Here is a 19,172-nt window from a genome sequence, read left to right as displayed (position 1 = left end):
CGCGGCGTTGGTGCCGTTGATCACCACGCTTGTGGCGGCGCGCCCGACCTACGGCTACCGGCGGATCACGGCGATCCTGAACCGCCAGTTGCGCTCGGAGGGCATGGCGGCAGTCAATCACAAGCGGGTCTACCGGATCATGCAGGCCCACAACCTGCTTCTGGCTCGAAAATACACGGAGCGCCCCGAGCATGTTCACGACGGCAAGGTCATCGTCATGCGCTCGAACCTGCGCTGGTGTTCGGACGGGTTCGAGTTCACCTGCTGGAACGGCGACATCGTCCGTGGCGCGTTCATCATTGATGCCCACGACCGCGAGATCATCGCATGGCGCGCCGTAGTGAACGCCGGGATCGGCGGCTCCGACATCCGCGACATCATGCTCGAGGCCGTGGAACGCCGCTTTGGTGGTCACCGTGCCCCGTCAGTCATCGAGATGCTGTCCGATAACGGCTCGCCTTACATCGCGAAGGACACGCAGATCTTCGCCCGCCAGCTGGGTCTGAAGCCCTGCTTCACGCCGGTTCAGAGCCCGCAGAGCAACGGAATCTCGGAGGCCTTCGTAAAGACACTCAAGCGCGATTACGTCCAGGTGACACCGTTGCCGGATGCCAAAACCGTTCTCGGATTGATCGGAGGCTGGATCGAGGACTACAACGACAACCACCCGCACTCAGGGCTGAAAATGCGCTTGCCACGCGAGTTTATCGCAGCTCAAACCGCAACCGCCTGAGTGTCCGGTGAAATGGGGGAAAGACCAGGATCCAAGTGGTTCCAACCAGGTGGACTGACCCCTGATGGCTGGAAAAGGAACGGGATGAGTGAATGTCCGCAAAGCGAAAACAGCACAGAAAAATGCAGGATGTAACTTACCGGCAGGTCTGGTCTGGTCGTGAACTTCCAGGTCGTGCTGCAAGTGCTAAACGGACCTATTTCTGCGCGTCCGCTTCGGGCTCTCTGCTGTCATCTGAGCAAAACGGTCAGATGACTGGTAACCCTTCGTAACCCGTCACTCATGACAGGTCCGTGCCGCGGCAAAGTCCGGTTTTGCGCCGCGACGACTGCTTTTACCAACTTCAGCCATTCGCTGCAGTTGCGTTCGATGTCTCACATGCGGACTTTTCCGACCTTGGATTTTTCACCTTTGCGGATGCAACATCCCTTCGCACGTGCCACATCGAATTTGCGGCATCGCTGCGGATTTCCCGTTTGCGGACGTTCAACAGCGTGGATTGAGCCAAATCCCAAACTGTCCCTTCGCTGCTTGAATGAATGACGAGCAAGGAGCGGACCAAGCCGCCGCTAGATGCAGTGCAACCGGGCGAATTTAACCGCTTAAACAATGCGCGGATGAAAGGGGCGTCCCATTCAACATGGACGCAATTCCTGGCGGTGCAGGTTCTCCAAGGTCGTGAGCCGATTTACCGTAGTCTCCAAAGCCACCCGCCGGGTTGGCCGAGATGTCGGAAAGGATCACGCTAGGCGATAGATGTCGAGCGGCTCGGAAAACCCTTTGAACGCGACCCCGGCTAGACGTGTCCCCGCAGACGGTTCAGCAACCGCAAGGTATGTGCCCTCGTCAACAAGCATGGAACACCCGACAGTCTTTGTATGGCTTTCAAGCCGGGCCGCACGGTTCACGGTCATGCCGATACAGGTGTAGGACGCACGCTCCTGCGTTCCTGCATAGCCGGCAACGACCTCGCCCGAGGCTATCCCGATCCCGATCCGGATCTGAGGCGCTGCGCGCATCTGCTGGTCGGCATTGAAGGCTGCCATCATGTCTAGCATTTCACGCGCCGCAACCACCGCGCTCAGTGCCGCGTTCTCCAGTGGTTTCGGGGCTCCGAACAGCGCCATGAGACCATCGCCGATCATCAGGTTGACGATACCGCCATGGCTGCTGATGGCATCGAACATCAACGCGTAGTAGGAATTCAGAAGTTCGATCGTGTCTTCCGGCCTCTGATCCTCAGACAATGCCGTGAAGTCACGGATATCGCAGAACAGGACCGAAGCCTCGATACGCCGTCCACCGATCGAAAAGCCTGTTTCACGGAGGTCGCGCGCCACTTCCTGAGTAGCAAACCGACCCAGAAGGGTCCGCTGTTCGTCGCGCAGGCGCTTCTTTTCCAGGCATGACGTCAGCCGCGCCTTCAGAAGCACCTTGTTCACGGGCTTGGGCAGGTAATCTTCGGCCCCCAGTTCGATGCAGCGCACGATATTGTCGAGGCCTTCGACCGACGACGTCACGATGACCGGCAGATCGCGCAGTTCGGGGTCCGACTTGATCGCAGCCAGCACCTCGAATCCGTCTATTTCCGGCATCTCGATATCCAAAAGGACCAGATCGAACCCGCCTTCCGCCAGCCGGTCGAGCGCTATGCGTCCGTTTTCAGCCAGCGTCACGGTGTGACCCAGCATCTCGACGCTGCGCGAAAGCAGAAGACGGTTCACCTTGTTGTCGTCGACAACCAGCAGCCGGCCCGGCGCGTCAACCATCGGCGGCATCCTTCAGCGCCTCGGCCGCCCTTGCATACTCGGCTTCGAGACGGGCGAGCGCGCCGTCGCGCAAGCCCTCGATTTCGATCTCGCGCGCAATGTCGGCGAGGGGTTCGGCGCCGAAGATCGCGGCATTCGACTTGATGGAATGGGCGGCGCGGCGCAGGTCATCCGCGGCCCCCTCCGCCGCCGCGGCCCGAAGGTCCGCGATCATGCCGGGCGCTTCCTGCAGGAAGGTGGCGACCAGTTCGGCGGCGAAATTCGCGCCCATGCTGTCCTGCAGATCTGTCAGAACGGCGGTGTCGACGGGTGGCGCGCTCATGTCCGGTCGCCCCTGCGGCGCGGCACGGCCCGCAAGGCCTCGATCAGCTTCTCGACGCGGATCGGTTTCGCGATGTAGTCGTCCATTCCTGCCTCCAAGCACATGTCCCGGTCGCCCTGCATCGCATTCGCGGTCATCGCGACGATGCGCGGGCGCGCGTCCGGGGGGTAATCGGCGTTCAGCCGCCGCGACGCCTCGAGACCGTCCATCTCGGGCATCTGCACGTCCATCAGCACGACGTCGTAGGTCTGCCGCGCAACGCTTTCGATCGCCTCCTTGCCGTTGCTGGCCAGGTCCGCGCGATATCCCATCTGTTCCAGAAGGCGCAGGGCAAGCTTCTGGTTTACAAGGTTGTCCTCGGCCAGCAGGATGCGCAGCGGGTGGCGCGCGGCCAGGTCCGGGTCGGCCTTCGGCCGGGCGTCGGTGTCGCGCGCCGTGCGGTCGGGTCTGGCGTCGCTGTCGAACCTGGTGACCAGTGTGTCGAAAAGCTGCGACTGCCGCAGCGGCTTGGCGAGGTAGGCCGCGAAGAGCCCGTCATCGGCCTCGGTATCGCGCAGCCCGAGCGAGCTGAAGAGGATCATTGGCAGGCCCGCGTGGTCCTCCCGGATGCGCCGGGCCAGCGTGACGCCGTCCATTTCCGGCATGTGCATGTCGAGGATCGCGAGGTCGAACCGGCTGTCCTTCCACAACTCCTCCAGCGCCGCGGCGCCATCCGCACAGGCGACGACTTCGGCCCCCCATTTCGAGGTTTGCAGCGTCAGTATCTTCCGGTTCGTCGCATTGTCGTCGACCACCAGCAGCCGCTTGCCCGCGATCCGGTCCTGCCGCCCGATCAGGCGCCGCGCCTCGACCTTGGGCAGCGTCGCGGGTTCAGCCCGGACGGTGAAGCTAAAGACCGATCCCTTTCCCTCGCCCTCGCTTTCCGCCCACATCGTGCCGCCCATCAGTTCCGCGAGGCGCTTCGAGATCGCAAGCCCGAGGCCCGTGCCGCCATACTTGCGGGTGGTCGAACTGTCGGCTTGACTGAAGGACTGGAACAAACGGCCCATCCCCGCCTCCGACAGCCCGATTCCGGTGTCGCGGACGGCGAAGTGCAAATCGATCTGGCCATCGTCGCGCGGGGTCTGCAATACGGTTAGGACCACTTCACCTTCCGGCGTGAACTTCACCGCGTTCGACAAAAGGTTCAGCAGGATTTGCCGCAACCGCGTCAGATCGGTGCTGACCGCCGCGGGCACGTCGTCAGCCATGAGGTAGGCGATATCGAGCTGCTTTTCCGCCGCCCGTCTCGCGACAAGATCCAGCGCCCCCTCGATGCAGTCGCGCAGGTCGAAGGGATGCTTCTCGATATCCATCTGCCCGGCCTCGATCTTCGAGAAGTCGAGGATCTCGTTGATGATGCCCAGAAGCGCGTCGCCGCTGTCGCGGATGGTACGGGCATAGTCGGCCTGTTCATCGTTCAGGTCGGTGTCCATCAGAAGGCCACTCATCCCGATCACGGCATTCATCGGCGTGCGGATTTCGTGGCTCATGGTGGCGAGGAAGGCGGACTTTGCCTCGTTGGCCTTTTCGGCTTCCTTGCGGGCGTCCTGCACTTCAGCGAAAAGGCGCACGTTTTCCATCGCGATCACCGCCTGATCGCCGAAGGACAGAGCGAGGTCGATGTCCTCGGCGCTGAACGCGCCGCGCGCCTTTCGGGCAAAGACGAGCACGCCAAGACACTCGCCTTCGCGCAGGAGCGGTACGGAAAGACTCGCATTGACGCCAAAGCGCCTTTGGACGCTTTTGTCGTGATCGGGAAGCGAGATCTCGGACCAGTCGGGCAGGTTCAGCACCTTCTTCGACAAAATCGCTCGCGAAGGCAGGTTGGTGTCGGGGTCGATCGGGTCACGGAAAAACTTGACGTTGTCGAGAGGGCCCTCCGGCCCGACGGCCGAGCGGGTCCAGAACTCGGTCGCGTCGCTTTGCATCACGAAGACGATGTCGCACTTCAGAAGGCGCACACCGGCCTCGCCGATGGCGTCGAAGACGGGTTTGGCATCCTCCTGAGCGCCGCTGATGACGCGTAGGATATCCGCGCTGGCGGTCTGGCGGACAAGGGCGCTCTGTGTTTCGTTGAACAGCCGCACGTTCTCGATCGCGATCACCGCCTGGTCGCAGAAGGTCTGCGTGAGGGCGATTTCCTCGTCGGAGAATGCGCCGGCCTTACGCCTGAGATAGGTAAAGGCTCCAAGACAGGTCGACCCACGCATGAGCGGGACCATCAGCGATGATTTCCAGCCCATCTTGTCGCGGCGCTCCTGATCCTTGGGGGGCAGATCAGCAGTGTCCCAGTCGGGAATATGAACCATTTCGCCGGTCCGGATCACGCGCGAGGGGATGGTGTCCGCGTCGGCGAAAGACGTCCGCGCCCGATTGAAGTCGCGGTCGAGGCCGGCAGGGGTAGCAACGGCTTCCATCCAGATTTCGGTCCCGTCCGATCGAATGGCAATGGCGACATCGGCTGAAACAAGACGGGTCGAGGTTTCTACAATGGCTTCGAATACCGGAGTTACGTTCGTCGGTGACTGGCTGATGACCCGCAGGATGTCGGCACTTGCCGTTTGACGCGCCAGAGCGGTTTGTGTCTCCTGGAACAGCCGAACGTTCTCCATCGCGATCACCGCCTGGTCGCAGAAGCTGCGCGCCAGGTCGATCTCGTCCCCGGAGTAGGCCCGTGCGGTGTGGCGCGCGAAGGCCAGCACGCCGACGCAATCCCGGCCGTTCATCAGCGGCAAGGTCAGGCTGGCGCGGATGCCGTAGCGGTCATAGGTCCCCTGTTCGAACGGCGACAGGTCCAACGCGTCCCAGTCCGGCAGATGCAGGACCTCGCGCGTGTGCAGGACCTGCGCCGGAAAGCTCGACGCCGGATCGGGGTCGAGAGGGAAGCGCTGGTCACCTTCGAGCTTCGCCAGCCCTTCGCCCGTCGCGCGGGCAACGACCTCGAAACCGTCCTTGCCCGCCAGCATGACGACCGCGAGGTCCGAGACGGCCAGCCGCACGCCCAGTTCCGCGATCCGCTCGAAAACGGGTGTCGTGTCGGTCGGCGACTGGCCGATGACGCGTAGGATGTCGGCGCTGGCCGTCTGGCGGGCCAGCGCTGTCTGCGTATCGTTGAACAGCCGCGCGTTTTGCACCGCGATGGCGGCCTGGTCGGCGAAGGTCTCGACGATGTCGATCTCGCGCTCCGAGAAGGCGGTCGGGCGTCCGCCTTCGAAGGCGCGGCCGATGAAGATTGCCCCTGCGGATCGGCCCTTCCAGACCATCGGGGCGACAAGGCAGGCGAAATTGCCGAACTTTTCGGCCATGCGCCGGATGACGGGAGGTGTCCGCGGATCGGCTAGCGCGTCGGTGTAGTGCTCGGGCGCGCCGCTTGCCATCGCGGAGGCGATGATCGTCTGGTCCACTGGCTTGGGCTTGTATTCCCGCGCGCTGGCCGTCCCGACCGGTCCCCGCGCGGCGCCAAGCACCGCCAGTCCGCCCTCGTCCAGCGTCAGGATAGACAGGTCGCGGCAGGGGATCAGGCGCTGGCAGCTGTCGAGGATCTTCTCGAAGACGGGCTTGGCATCCTCGACCGAGTTCGAGATGACTTCCAGCACTTCCGCCGTCGCGGTCTGGCGCTCAAGCGCCTCGTTCGTCTCGCGGAACAGCCGCGCGTTCTGGATCGCGATCACCGCCTGGTCGGCGAAGTTCTGCAACAGGTCGATATCGTCCTTCGAGAAGGGTTTGACCACGCGCTTGTAGGCCGCGATGTTGCCGATCGCCTCGCCCTTATGGATCAGGGGCACAGCAAGGAAGGTGCGGATGCCCTCCTTGTCGACGATCTGCCGGCGCAGGCTGTTGCCCTCGCGGTAGAGCGCGGTCTCCTTCAGGTCGTGCACGTGGTTCGGCTTCTTGTCGTGAAAGACCGTGGTCGTCGCCAAGCCCGAATCCAGCGGCCACAGGGTCTCGCCGACCTTGAGGAAATTCAGGTCGTCGCCATGATGCGCCACCAGCAGGGCGTGGGTGCGGTCGTCGGTGACCAGGTTCAGGCTGACTAGCGGCGCGTCGCAGATTTCCCCGGCACGGCGCAGGATTTCGTCGAAGACCGGCGCGGCGTCGGTCTGCGATCCGCTGATGACGCGCAGGATGTCGGCGCTGGCGGTCTGGCGGACAAGGGCGGCCTGGGTCTCGTTGAAAAGCCGCGCGTTCTGGATCGCGATCACCGCCTGGTCGGCAAAGCCCTGCATGATCCGCAGTTCCTTGTCGGTGAAGGGCCGGGCCGAGCGCGCGACGCCCACCACGCCGATGCCGCGCCCCTCCCAGATCATCGGCGCGAAGGCCACCGAGTGATAGCTGGCGATACGCGCCATCTTCTGCAGCACGCGCGGCACATCGGGATTGCTGGCGCAATCCGCGTAATTGACGACGCGCCGGGTGCGGATCGCCTCGCCCGCGGGCGTGATTTCCCATGGCGCAGGGAAGGTTTCTAGCAGTTCCCTTTCGTATTTTCCCAGATAGGCCACGACCTGCAACAGCCCGGCCTCGTCGATCAGAAGGACATCCAGTTCCTCGCCGCCGAACAGGTGGCGGCAACTTTCGAGGATCTTCTCGAAAACGGGCTGGGTGTCCGCAACCGACTGGCTGATCACGCTCAGGATCTCGGCCGAGGCCTTCTGCTGTTCCAGCGCCTCCTCGATCTCGGCGGTGCGTTCCTGGGTTTCGCGCAGAAGACGCGCGTTCTCGATGGCGATGCTGGCCTGGCTGGCAAAGGTCTGCACCAAGTCGATTGTGGCTTGCGGGGGCGGCGCCGTATGGGCCCAGCCGACATTGATACTGCCCCAGACCCGGCCATCCACCTTGACCGGCACGCCCAGCATCCGCCGATAGCCGACCTCGCGGGCCATCTCCGGCGAATAAAACTCGTCGCTCCACGCATCCCGGACGTGCTCGGTCTTCCCGCTTTTTGCCACCTTGTCGGACATGTGCCCGGCCCAGTCGGTCACCGGATAGGCCGCCGCCAGTTGCCGCGCGCCTTCGCCGACAAAACCGGACTGGGCGCAGAAATGCAGCGCGCCGTCCTCGATCCGGTCCATCACGCAAAACTGCGCGCCGCTCAGTTCGACCGATTTCTGCACGATCATGTCGAAGACCGGCTGCACCTCGCTGGATGCGCGCGAGATGACGTCGAGCACGTCGGAGGTGGCGGTCTGATAGGCCAGCGCCTCCTCGACCTCGGCGGTGCGGGTTTCCAGCGCGTCGAAAAGCTGGGCGTTCGACAGGGCGATGACCGCTTGCGCCGCGAAGGTTTCGACCAAGGCGATCTGCTTGGGCTGGAAGGCCGAGGCTTGGCTGTGAGCCAAGGACAGCACGCCGACCACTTCGCCGTCGCGGATCAAGGGGACACCCAGGGTTGACAGGAAGCCGCCGCGTTCGGCCGCTTCCTTCCATTCATAGCTGTCGTCGGTCGCCGTGTTCTCGATATAGACCGTCTGGCCCAGAAGCGCAGTTCGTCCGGTGCATGTCCCAGGGCCCGGTGCAATCGGGTTCGCCCGCAGATAGGCGAAGTAGTCTTCATCAACGTCGCGGGTGGCTATAATGTGATACAGACCCGTTTCGCTGTCGCGCATGGCGGCATAGGCATATTGCGGTCGGCAGAGGCGCGCGGCCACGTCAAGGATCGTCTCCAGAACCGGCATTACCAGGTTAGGCGACCGAGAAATGACCGAGAGCACCTCGGACGTCGCCGTCTGGTATTCCAGCGCTTCCTCGACCTCGGCGGTGCGGGCCTGTTCCTGCCGGAACAGGCGCACGCTTTCGATGGCAATGACGCCCTGCGCGGCGAAGGTTTCTACAAGATCAACGTCGTCGTCTGAAAAGGGCGAAACGATGCGGCGGTACAGCACGATAGCCCCCAGCGCCACGCCGTCCTTCTTAAGCGGCACGACTAGGACCGACCGCGCGCCTTCGACCTCCACCATCTGCACACGCTTGGGATCGCGGTGCACGGTGTAGACCGGATCGTTCGCGATATCATCCTGACGGATGACCTGACCATCGACTATGGGGCGCACTGCCACCAGTTGCGTGCGGTCGATCGGTTCGTCGAAGTCCGCCAAACCCGCGGCAAAGGCTTCCCGCACGCCACGATGGGCCGGAATCGTAACGCGCGTGCGGTTTTCGTTGGCAAGGCTGAGAAAGGCCAGCTGTGCGCCGCACAGATGGCAGGCATTCTCGAGGATAGCATCGAAGACGGGTCGTTCATCGTCGCGGCTTTCGCTGATGACCTGCAGCACGGCGCGTGTCGCCTTCTCGCGCTCGAGCCGCGTCTGCAGTTCGGCAAACATTCCAGAGTTGCGCAAGGCGATGGCCGCCTGTTCGGCGAAGGTCTGCACCAGCCGGATATCCTCGTCGCGGGCCGACTGCCCCTTGCGCCACGCGAGGTTGATCGCCCCCCATACCTCGCCGCCGACGAATATGGGCACGCCGACGAACTGACGAATGCCCAGCGTCAGAGCCAGCTGATGGTCCTGATAGGCCGGGTCCGATGCATCCTCCATCCGCACGATGCCGCGTGTCTTCACCACCCTGCCAGTGACCGAGCGGTCGCCCAGAGGCTGGGGACCGCGGGCCGCGAAGGTCTCCATCATGTCGGCGTCGAAACCATGGCTGGCGCAATAGCTGAACTGATCTTTGCTGACCCTCCACAGCATGCAGAAGGCGGCCTCGCAGAGCTCTGCTGCCTTGCGCGCGATCAGGTCGAAAACAGGTTGCAGGTCATCGCGCGAGCTGTTGATGACCTGCAGAATGTCGGACGTTGCCGTCTGGCGGGCCAGCGCCTGCTGGCTCTCCTCGAACAGGCGTGCGTTCTCGATGGCGATGGCGGCCTGATCGGTGAAGGTGCGCAGCAGATCGACATGAGTTTCGGTCGGGGCCTGGCCGTCGGGCCAGCCCAGGATCAGCGCCCCCCAGACGCGGCCTTCGGTCAGGATGGGAAAGCCCATCAGGTGCCGGAACCCGTATTCCCGCGCGGTCGCGTGATCCGAGTAGGTTTCGACCCAGGCGTCTTCGATATGCTGGATCTGGCCGCTGTCGTGAACGGCCTGCGTCATCGAATTGGGCTTGGCCGGCTTGGGATAGTCCTTCAGGTATTCCTCCATGAATACGGGATCGAACCCGGAATAGGCGCAATGGTGCGCCAGCCCGCCCTCGAACCGCCACAACATGCTCAGACGTAGACCGCACAGTTCGGTCGCCGAGTGAACGATACGGTCAAAGACAGGCTGCGTATCGCCCTTCGTCTTGCCGATGATCTGGAGGATTTCAGCAGATGCTGCGAAGCGGGCTTTCTCGTCCGCCAGGCTGCGCTCCAGCGGGTCCGGAGCTTGTCCGGGGCTGCCCGAAGATCGTGACCCTGCCTTGTCCGATCCTTGCAAGAGATGCCCCCGCAGTTGCTACATGGCATCGACGCCCCGGCGCGGCCATCCGGTATCGAAAGCGATGTTAGGCACGAAGTCCCGAATGTTCCAGCGTTTTCTGGCGATAACGAGAGATGTTGCAGCATCAGAACAGCCCATCCACAAGGCTTCGCCGATGAAAACAGCTTGTTGCCGAGAGCGGGTTGAACACTTTGAGTTCTCGCATCTCTGATTGCATCAAGACGAAACCACGACAATCCAACTGAAGTAAACTTCATACGTTTGCATCCTAGTTGGTTGATTGTCCGCTTCGGGCTGAGGCTGTATGAAAACTCCCGCGATCTGACGCGTCGGGTCAAAACCCCGAGATATCTGCGCTGTCTCGTCAAGCTGAGCGGAAATTCCGACACGTTGCAGGAACGAACTCGGCTAGAGAGATCGCGCCGCCCAGTTTTCACGCAGCCGCGGCTCGACCCAGTCATCCGAGTCTTTCAGTCAGAAATTGAATGCTTGAGCGACCGCTTCTTCTTTTGTCCTGCTTTCTCTTTTTGCACCCGCAGCAACCTCCAGACGCGCCTTCAGAGACGCGAGCCACGGTCGCGAACTGCAGATGCCAGTCGTTCAAGCCGGAAAGCTGTACGTCGGCAAGGTCCGCGATGTGTGAATTTGCGACCGGATGAATGCTGCGGCTGTCGCCAACGACCGGTTTTCGAGCCGCACCGCAGCGCGAGAAATATTGCCAACGCAGAAGAATTCATGCGGCGTGCGCACGCAGCGTGAAAATCGAATTCACAGTGAGGGCTCTTCTGAGACATCTGAGCGGTTCAGTCAGATGTCCGCAAATCAGCTTACAGAAGCCCTTCAAGACGACCGAACCGACCGGCGGCGCCCGCTTTGGTGCCTGAACGACCGCTTCTCCCAGCACTTGCCATTCGGCACTGATGCCTCCGACGTCTCAGATGCGGACGAAGCGGTCCACGAATTGCCTGCTTTGGAGCAGGCTCTTGCGTGCAGAGATGTGATGCGACGCAAAACGACTGCTTTCATTCTGGCATGGCCAGACTGCGTGGGTTAGCCTTCGTACCCAAGGGAAGTGAGAATGGAACGCAGGCTTTCGGCAATTCTCGCGGCGGATGTCGTCGGCTACACGCGCTTGATGGGCGCGGACGAAACGGGCGTATTGACCGCGCTGCGTTCACATATCGAGGACCTTATCGCTCCACTGGTTTCTGAACATGGCGGGCGCATCGTCAAGCTGATGGGTGACGGTCTTCTGGTCGAATTTCCAAGTGCCGTAAGCGCTCTGCAATGCGCAGTTGGAATCCAGAGCGGGATGGAAAATCGCAATGCCGGGACCGCGCAGCAGCAGCGCATCGATTTCCGCATCGGCATCAATATCGGCGATGTGATCGTTGAGGGCGACGACATTTATGGCGACGGCGTGAATATTGCGGCACGTATTGAAAGCCTCTCAGAGCCCGGTGGGATACTTCTTTCCCAAAGCGCCCATGATCAGGTCAAGGGAAAGGTGAATGGCCAATTTCGCGACCTTGGACTGCAAACGCTGAAGAATGTTGCTGATCCCATACGGGTCTTCAGTTTTCAAACTGGTGGCGTAGTCAGGAAGCGACCGACCCTACTCAGAAGACATCTGGCACGCCGCATCGGTCTGGTATCCGCGGTTCTGATCTTGATCGCGATCACCGGCGTTGGAATATGGTGGTATCGAGATGACGCTTCTTTTGGGGGGCGTGCGGATTTTCAGCTACCCGACCGGCCCTCAATCGCGGTTCTGCCTTTCGAAACATTCCGAGATGACGAAGACTATCGCTATCTCGCCGATGGCATGTCCGAAGACATCATTACGCAGCTTGCGCGCAATGCCGAGCTTACAGTGATGGCGCGGTCAGCATCATTTGCTGTCGCAGAGAAAACGAGTGACGCCGCCGAGATTGCGCGAGAACTTGGCGTTTACTACTTACTCACAGGCAGTGTCCGGCGCAGCGGCGATCACCTCAGGATCACAACACAGCTGGTCGACGGGAAAAGTGGGAGGAATGTTTGGGCTGAGGCCTATGAGAGCACAGCGGAAACCGTATTCGATACGCAGGACGACATCGTCGAACGGATTGTAGGTTCTCTTTTCTCCGAAGTTCGCGAAATCGAAAAGGGCGAAATTCTGAGGCGACCGCCGGAAACCTTGGACGTCTATGAACTCGCTTTGCGTGGCGTCGCGCGGAAGCATCGGCTGAACCCTGTAGATTCGGAATTGGCGAGACAAGATCTTTCTCGCGCGATCGAACTGGACCCGGACTACGCACCGGCTTGGCTATACCTGGGTTGGGTGGAAGGGATAGCCATTGCCTTCGGTTGGGCTTCGGACCTCGGACCAGCCGATCTGTCATCGGCGATTGCAAAGATCGAGAAGGCCATTGAAATCGACCCGACTCTGGCGACCGCATTTCAGGCACTTGGTATACTTCGGTCTTGGGTTGGCGATACTGAAGGCGCGCTTCAAGCCGCGAGAAGGTCGGTGGAACTCGGGCCGGGAGATGCAGACAACATCCTGTTTCTGGGCCGTGCATATGCCAATATCGGTGAGTTCGACAAAGCGGTCGAAACAGCGCGGAAAGCTTTCGAGCTGAACCCGATCAGACCTAGTTACTATGATGCTGCGATGAGTCGCGCGTTGTGGGGACAGGGTGAATACGATGCATCTCTAGAGGCCGCGAGCGACTGTCTTGCCAAGACGCCGGGTTATTCAGCCTGTCAAGTATTCCAGGTCGCCAGCAACATCGCACTCAACAAGCCAGATAGCGCGTCTGAAGCGGTTCGAAGGCTCACTGAATTGTACCCAACTATGACAATCGGTGTTGCTGTAACTGGTATGGGCTACGCTGGTGATCAGTCTGCAAATGCAAGGCTTGCCGAGCAACTGAAAGCCGCTGGACTGCCAGATTAAGTAAAGGCATCGCTCCGACAAAGGCCGCTTTGGGCTCTTCTGAGACATCTGACTAAAACCATCAGATGACCGCCCATGTTAGCATTGCTGCCGTTCCCAAGCGCTATCGTTCAACATGTTGTCTTCGACTGTGTCCGCAAACACTGTGGGGAAGAAGTGTGTTGCAGTCGCTGTGGACAAACAGTGTGTTGCTAACACTATGAGATGCATGCGAAAACGTAGCTTGGCGGTGACGACAAGAAACTACCATTCAAGTCGATAGAGTCGGTGCTCACCGTCCAGCCCTTTTAGAGCGATATTTACTGGTGAGCCAAACTCGTACTCTTTTGAATTTCCGACCATTGCTCGCGTTGCATCTGATACGCGAATTTCTCCCGGATCAGCGATAGACGCAATTCGAGCAGCCTTGTTCACAACGGTCCCAAGAAAGTCATCCCCTGCTTCTACTATGTCACCAGTATTGAGCCCAACTCTGATTGTAAGCTTCGGTTCACCATCCATGCCATCTACCGCTCTCTGGAGTTCTGCAGCTGCTTTCAAAGCACGGCCCGCTGACGTGAATATGGACATTGTTCCGTCACCCATGGTCTTCACCAAGCGACCACCGAACTGGTTGAGCAAGCTATCGACAAGCTTCAGGTGATCGGAAATAAGCCGCGCCCATCGTTGGTCTCCGACAGCTTCCGCCAACGCGGAGCTGCCTACAATGTCAGTAAACATCACCGTAGCACTGCCTGAAGACTCAAGTTTGAGATCGTCCTTGGCTACCGTCGCCAAAAAATCGTCATAGGCTTTGTGCACGTAGCCAAAAACTTCTACGTTCGGCACCGGGTTTGAGTTGTGTACATGGGCGATCTTCCAAATCCCATCCTCTAGCAAGAAGACCATCGATTGGCGCAGCAACACAGGCTGGTCAGCATTCTGGAACAAAACCTCTGCCTTGGACCTAGCCCAACCGAAACTCCCACATTCCCAAGCATCTACATCAAGTGCTTTCATGACCGAAGGATCGGCTTCGCTCATATGAGCGCCGTATCCTCGTCGTAGATTATCGCCCGCCCAGTACTCTTTTTCATCTGTTCCGATGTAGCTAAGAGCATCGCTCTCTGAGAACAGATTGACCGCAGTTTTGGGCTGCTGATTGAAGATCGCGTGAAGCCAGCGACGTACGATTGACTCCAATTCGTAAGATCGGCGTGGCGCGGCATCCATCGGCATAAGTCAAAGCATTTTCTTGCTATTTCGGTGCGAGCGTATCTGCATCATGGCGGCCTGTCGATTGGTTGGGTGTTGCAAGTGACAACGACTGCTTCATGGTGGGGCAGACATTGCCTGAAATCCTGCCGACGACTGGGATGCGGACAAACCCGCCGTTGGTAGCAAGCACATCTGCGACCAAATAGGATGGCGCCAGCAAGAAAGTTCAGTCCATGGAGCTCTATGCTCTAGGACACGAAGCTCTTATTGTCGCTCATATGACGGATACGATACGACCTTCGCCAGAGCTTGCAGCCATTGTTGAACGCTGGATCAAATCCTACGGCCGAGGTGATGGCGAAACCGTGGTGCATCTGTTCTCTGATGATGCCGCCTTGTCGTACTTTGGTTCGGCCCAAGGCGAGTCGTGGAGGGGCGATGCACTGCGTCGCGGCATGGAGCAGTATATCGGTGAAGTCCCACGCTTCCATTGGGATCCACAAGAAATTCGCGGATTTGAATGCGGATCACTCGGGTGGGTGGAGTGGGAGGCAACAATCGACGGGATCGAAACCGGACAGTCCGCACGACTGCGCTCAACCGTCATTCTGAAACTCGACAAGGGTTCTTGGAAGATTGTGCACGTTCACAATTCTATCCCGGTCAACAACGTCGAAGGATTCGGCTACGAGGCAAGAGGTTTTGAAGAGCTACTCGATGCCGCGCTCTCTACACCATACGAACTCGGCCAAAGCGGCATTGCGACCATCATGTTCACGGATATCGCTGACAGTACGACAATTGCTCAAGCGATAGGCGATTCACTTTGGGCCGACGCTGTTGGTAGACATCTACGACTGGTCGAGACCCAGATCGTCGAAAGTGGTGGGCGCTTGGTGAAGTCACTGGGTGACGGCGTGATGTCGTCCTTCGCCTCCGCAAGGGCAGCCCTGTTGGCGGCTCAGAACATCCAACAGAAAAACTCAGCTGAACCGAAAGAGCCAAAATTACAAATCCGCATTGGCCTGCATACCGGCGAAGTGATTACTTCTGATGCCGATCACTTTGGGACCGTAGTCAACAAGGCCGCACGGATCGCGGCCCTCGCCGCACCCAGTGATATCCTCGTCTCGGATGCGACGCGGATCATGGTGGGCGGATCACCGGAGTTTCAGTTTGCCGAGCAGATAACAGTTCCGCTCAAAGGGCTGGACGGTGAACATACAATTTTCAAGCTGAACTGGCGTTAAGCCCTTCGATAAAACGGGACCGCGTGGTGAAGTCCGCTTTGGTGCCTGAACGACCGCTCCGACCAGCAGCGGTCATTCATCACGGCTGCCTCCGAGGTCTCTCATGCGGACAACGCGCCGTTTGCTGCTGCGGTGCAAATAACGTCTATTCGTGCTACTCTGGCTCTCAAAAGAGGGGCCGATATGAACAAGATTTACCACACCCTTTGTGCAGCCGTAGCTTTGTTTGGCTCAGCAACGGCAGGCGCCACTGAGATGATCCACCTTATGGCTCGCAAAGGCGATGTCGAAAAAGTCCTCGCTGAGATCGAGAAAGGCACTGACGTTGATCTGCCGAGTACTATGCATACGAACCTCGCAGGATCATCGCCTTTGTTCGTAGCCGCCTCCTTTGGAAGAACGGAGGTTGTCAAAGCCCTACTGGCGGCCGGAGCCAACCCAAACTTTAGACGGCCTGAGTTTATGGGTGAGAATACTTATGGGGCGCCGCTTCACACTGCGATCAGTTTTGGACATAGTGAAGTAGTAAAGCTACTGCTTGAAGCAGGTGCAGACCCCGCCCTTCCCGACCCATCTTTGGGAACACCGTTGCATGTTGCACGCATCAAGGGGCACGCAGCCATCGAAGAGATGCTGCTGGAGCAAGGCGTTCCCCAGACAATCCAATCTCCAAGCGTTGCGCACTTGTTGCCGTCCGCTGACGTTGAGCGAGGAAAACTGATCGGCGGCGGCTGTGCGCAATGTCATCAACTCAGCGCAGGCTCGGGCGATGATGAAAAGGAGGGACCGCCACTTTGGGACTTGTTGGGGCGCCAAGTCGCTTCGGTGGCCTCGTACAACTATTCATCGTACCTGTCCGCGATTGACGGAGATTGGACGTATGACAACCTGAACTCATTCTTGTCTGATCCATACCAATTTGTCCCTGGCACTAAGATGGCGAACAGAGGTTTGGCAGATGAGCAGGATCGTGCCGACCTTATTGCTTACCTCAGGACACTCTCTGACAACCCGCAGCCACTGCCCTAGTTCTTCCAATCGCCGCCTCCCAAAATGTCCGCTCTGGGCTCTTCTGAGACATCTGAGCAAAACCATAAGATGACCGCCCATCTTAGCATTACTGCCGTTTCCAAGCGCTATCGTTCAACATGTTGTCTTCGACTGTGTTCGAAAACACTGTGGGGAAGATCCTTTTGTAAAACACTGTGGGCAAACAGTGTGTTGCGAACAGTGTGTCTAACACATTGATTCCAAACACTGTGTTCAACACAGTCTTTCAGCCCCAAACTCACCCAGCAACGCACGAAAAACTGTGCGATGAGTGTGCAACGCGGGAAGTAAAAACTGTGCGATGCTGTAGTGGCTTATTTTTATGGCAAAAGTGGTGCCCGGGGGCGGAATCGAACCACCGACACGAGGATTTTCAAGACTTGTGTTTATTTTAAAGCGTTGATTTTAAATGGGTATTTTGGGCAAATTTGAGGTGTGCGATAAACTGTGTGATGCGCTTTGGCTGCGCTGGCTTGGGAAAACACTGTGTTCAACACACTAACCTGAAACACTGTGCTTGAACACACTTTCAGCAACAGTGTTTGGAAAACAAGTGCTGGCTTTGGGTGGTTATAGCGGACGTTCGACAAGGCACGGGAGTGTGGCCGCTTAGCGGACGAAGCTGCCGCAGGGACGTAGCAGGGACGTAATAGTGTTTCATCAACAGCCCGCGGCGCTCAGTATCCGTAGCCCTGTCCGCTTTGTCCAAGCTAATTCGGGGCATTTACCCGCACACCTGCCAAGAGGCGACAGCCCGTGACAACTTGGCTTTTGACGTGCAATTCTTCGCAGAAACCATTTTTAACCAGACAAGAGGAATGACGATGGGCAAGGGATATCTAGTGGTGTGCTACAGAAGCCCGCCGACCGAAGAAAATCTCGCCGCGTATGCCGCCGATGCGAAAGCGGCCATAGAAGCCCTCGGCGGACGGTTCATTGCCAGGGGTATGCCAGTCAAGACGTTCGAGGCGGGTCAGAACGAGCGCTCGATCATTATTGAGTTCGAAAGCACGGACGCAGCCATCAGAGCTTATGAAGATCCCTCCTACCAGGCGATCCTGCCCCGTCTCGGTGTGATGCGCGACATGCGCGTTATCGAAGGCATCGACCCTTTTTGAGGTTCAAGGTCGACACGACGATCTGGTCGGCTGAGCGGGATTTCTATATTTCGCCAACCTCATTCGAAGCCAGTTGCGAAGTTATGCCGTTCTATTGCCCAACGGCATGCCTCACGCTTGGTCAAACGTTTTGCCAAATCGCCAATGTGACCAAACTGCTCGAAGAGCGCTTGTGGGGGCTCGTGCCAAGTCGTGATCATTTGGAGATAGATGTCGCAGGCCGAGAACCGCTCACCCAACAACCACGGCCCATTCCTGCTCAGAGAATCTTCGACGACACGTAGTTGCTCGACCGCTTGTTCCAAGGCTCGCGCCTTAAGGGCCGCGGCGCCGCTGGTATCAGCCGAATAGCGTTCCGGATGGTAGTACCGGTTGTAGGACGGGTAGATCGTATCGGCGAGAAACAGCATCCACTGAAGGAAGTGGCCACGGTCTCTCGCATGCGTTGGCGGTGCCAACCCCCGGTTCGTATGCCGATCACAAAGATAGATGATCATCGCTGCCGATTCGAACATCGTTCGGCCGTCGGCGAATTTCAGAGCCGGGATCAAACCCAAAGGCTGGACACGCTTGTACTGTTCTGTACGGGTTTCGCCGCCGTCATAGTCCACCTCATACAGATCGAACTCGACGCCAAGCTCCTTCAGGGTTGCCATTGGTGCGTAAGATGATGACCAGGGATGCCAATAGAGTGTGTACATTGCCAAGGCCTCCTTCGAGTTGCAGCAATGACTACATTATCACAGATGCATCTTGGGGTTTCTGCACACACTTTCGCAGAGCTTGCTACTCTCCTCTCTGGGCTCAACCCGGTCGTAGGACCCTTGCTGATAGGGTGGCAGCCAAGCAGCCAATGGCGACCACTCACGACCATCCAGCACTGCCGCAACGTTCGCTTTGATGCCGCCACCATGGCTAACGGGAGAACCGGACAGTGGTCTCAAAGGCGCCTAGGTCAGCTCAGCGGAAAAAGCCGAAATCAACACTATAGCTAACCGGACGGCGCCAGCCTTTTGATATTTTTGCACAACGAGCAAACCCATTCAGCTGATCCGTCTATCGGTCGACCAGATTTCTTCAAGTCGTGATGGGAAACGATCAACTGCTTTCGACAGAAAGGACAGGTTGCCCGTGCAAAAAAGTCCGGAACATAGGTGATTTTTGGTGGGGCGGGATTGCAAACCATGGGGCTTCCTCATGGGGGGTGCCGTCTATGTCTGATCTTCAAGAGACGGCGCTCATTAGGCTCCAGACTCGTTCTTTTTCATAGCCAGAACAAAACGGTTGCGGCGAGAGCGATGGCTGAGAAGAAGGTTTCCGGGCATCGGTCGTATC

Annotated in this window: 10 protein-coding genes; 5 read left to right on the top strand and 5 right to left on the bottom strand. The window is 59.0% G+C overall.

The annotated features are described in order from the left end of the window. Positions 1–733, top strand: a 733-nt coding sequence (locus BLT75_RS23390; protein WP_143028661.1) for an IS3 family transposase, incomplete at its 5' end; no start/stop codon positions are given. Positions 734–1,473: 740 nt separating this feature from the next. Here the strand turns inward: BLT75_RS23390 and BLT75_RS23380 are convergent. From BLT75_RS23380 to BLT75_RS23370, 3 genes are read right to left on the bottom strand one after another with little or no spacing between them, the layout of a single operon-like run. Continuing rightward, positions 1,474–2,502, bottom strand: coding sequence for an adenylate/guanylate cyclase domain-containing protein (locus BLT75_RS23380; RefSeq protein ID WP_093038034.1), 1,029 nt, complete (start codon positions 2,500–2,502; stop codon positions 1,474–1,476). After that, the gene (locus BLT75_RS23375) at positions 2,495–2,824 is read right to left on the bottom strand and encodes an Hpt domain-containing protein (RefSeq protein ID WP_093038025.1); all 330 of its coding nucleotides are present in this window, start codon (positions 2,822–2,824) and stop codon (positions 2,495–2,497) included. The genes BLT75_RS23380 and BLT75_RS23375 overlap by 8 nt, the downstream gene beginning before the upstream one ends. Further along, positions 2,821–10,278, bottom strand: a complete 7,458-nt coding sequence (locus tag BLT75_RS23370; protein WP_093038023.1) for a GAF domain-containing protein — start codon at positions 10,276–10,278, stop codon at positions 2,821–2,823. Before BLT75_RS23370 ends, BLT75_RS23375 begins: the two co-directional genes overlap by 4 nt. Positions 10,279–11,359: 1,081 nt before the next feature. On the opposite strand from BLT75_RS23370, the gene BLT75_RS23365 reads away from it, so the two are divergent. Beyond that, positions 11,360–13,222 carry an adenylate/guanylate cyclase domain-containing protein gene (locus tag BLT75_RS23365; RefSeq protein ID WP_050931066.1) on the top strand — a complete coding sequence of 621 codons (1,863 nt, stop codon included), beginning with the start codon at positions 11,360–11,362 and terminating at the stop codon, positions 13,220–13,222. A gap of 243 nt (positions 13,223–13,465) precedes the next feature. Here the strand turns inward: BLT75_RS23365 and BLT75_RS23360 are convergent, their stop codons facing one another. Then, positions 13,466–14,440, bottom strand: a complete 975-nt coding sequence (locus BLT75_RS23360) for an adenylate/guanylate cyclase domain-containing protein (RefSeq protein ID WP_093038020.1) — start codon at positions 14,438–14,440, stop codon at positions 13,466–13,468. 212 nt (positions 14,441–14,652) lie between these two features. Between BLT75_RS23360 and BLT75_RS23355 the strand changes: the two genes are divergently transcribed. From BLT75_RS23355 to BLT75_RS23345, 3 genes are all read left to right on the top strand, one after another. Continuing rightward, positions 14,653–15,669 (top strand): nuclear transport factor 2 family protein, encoded by a 1,017-nt coding sequence (locus tag BLT75_RS23355; RefSeq protein ID WP_093038017.1) that lies wholly within the window; start codon positions 14,653–14,655, stop codon positions 15,667–15,669. A gap of 183 nt (positions 15,670–15,852) precedes the next feature. Further along, a complete protein-coding gene (locus tag BLT75_RS23350; protein ID WP_093038015.1) occupies positions 15,853–16,698 on the top strand; it encodes an ankyrin repeat domain-containing protein in 846 nt (281 codons plus the stop codon). Between the two features lie 785 nt (positions 16,699–17,483). Further along, entirely contained in the window at positions 17,484–17,837 is a 354-nt protein-coding gene (locus BLT75_RS23345) for a DUF1330 domain-containing protein (RefSeq protein WP_218129031.1), read from the top strand. Positions 17,838–17,896: 59 nt separating this feature from the next. On the opposite strand, the gene BLT75_RS23340 is transcribed toward BLT75_RS23345, so the two are convergent. Beyond that, positions 17,897–18,538 (bottom strand): glutathione S-transferase family protein, encoded by a 642-nt coding sequence (locus BLT75_RS23340; protein WP_093038012.1) that lies wholly within the window; start codon positions 18,536–18,538, stop codon positions 17,897–17,899. Positions 18,539–19,172: the final 634 nt, after the last annotated feature.

Source organism: Ruegeria marina (assembly GCF_900101475.1).
In the GTDB taxonomy this organism is placed as follows: domain Bacteria; phylum Pseudomonadota; class Alphaproteobacteria; order Rhodobacterales; family Rhodobacteraceae; genus Ruegeria_B; species Ruegeria_B marina.
This window is presented reverse-complemented; position numbering and strand designations above follow the sequence as displayed.

What these genes read in the sequence shown, in the direction of transcription:
- BLT75_RS23365 (WP_050931066.1), top strand. Translation starts at nt 11,360, where the DNA reads ATGGAACGCAGGCTTTCGGCAATTCTCGCGGCGGATGTCGTCGGCTAC.
- BLT75_RS23380 (WP_093038034.1), bottom strand. Translation starts at nt 2,502, where the DNA reads ATGGTTGACGCGCCGGGCCGGCTGCTGGTTGTCGACGACAACAAGGTG.
- BLT75_RS23375 (WP_093038025.1), bottom strand. Translation starts at nt 2,824, where the DNA reads ATGAGCGCGCCACCCGTCGACACCGCCGTTCTGACAGATCTGCAGGAC.
- BLT75_RS23355 (WP_093038017.1), top strand. Translation starts at nt 14,653, where the DNA reads ATGGAGCTCTATGCTCTAGGACACGAAGCTCTTATTGTCGCTCATATG.
- BLT75_RS23360 (WP_093038020.1), bottom strand. Translation starts at nt 14,440, where the DNA reads ATGCCGATGGATGCCGCGCCACGCCGATCTTACGAATTGGAGTCAATC.
- BLT75_RS23350 (WP_093038015.1), top strand. Translation starts at nt 15,853, where the DNA reads ATGAACAAGATTTACCACACCCTTTGTGCAGCCGTAGCTTTGTTTGGC.
- BLT75_RS23340 (WP_093038012.1), bottom strand. Translation starts at nt 18,538, where the DNA reads ATGTACACACTCTATTGGCATCCCTGGTCATCATCTTACGCACCAATG.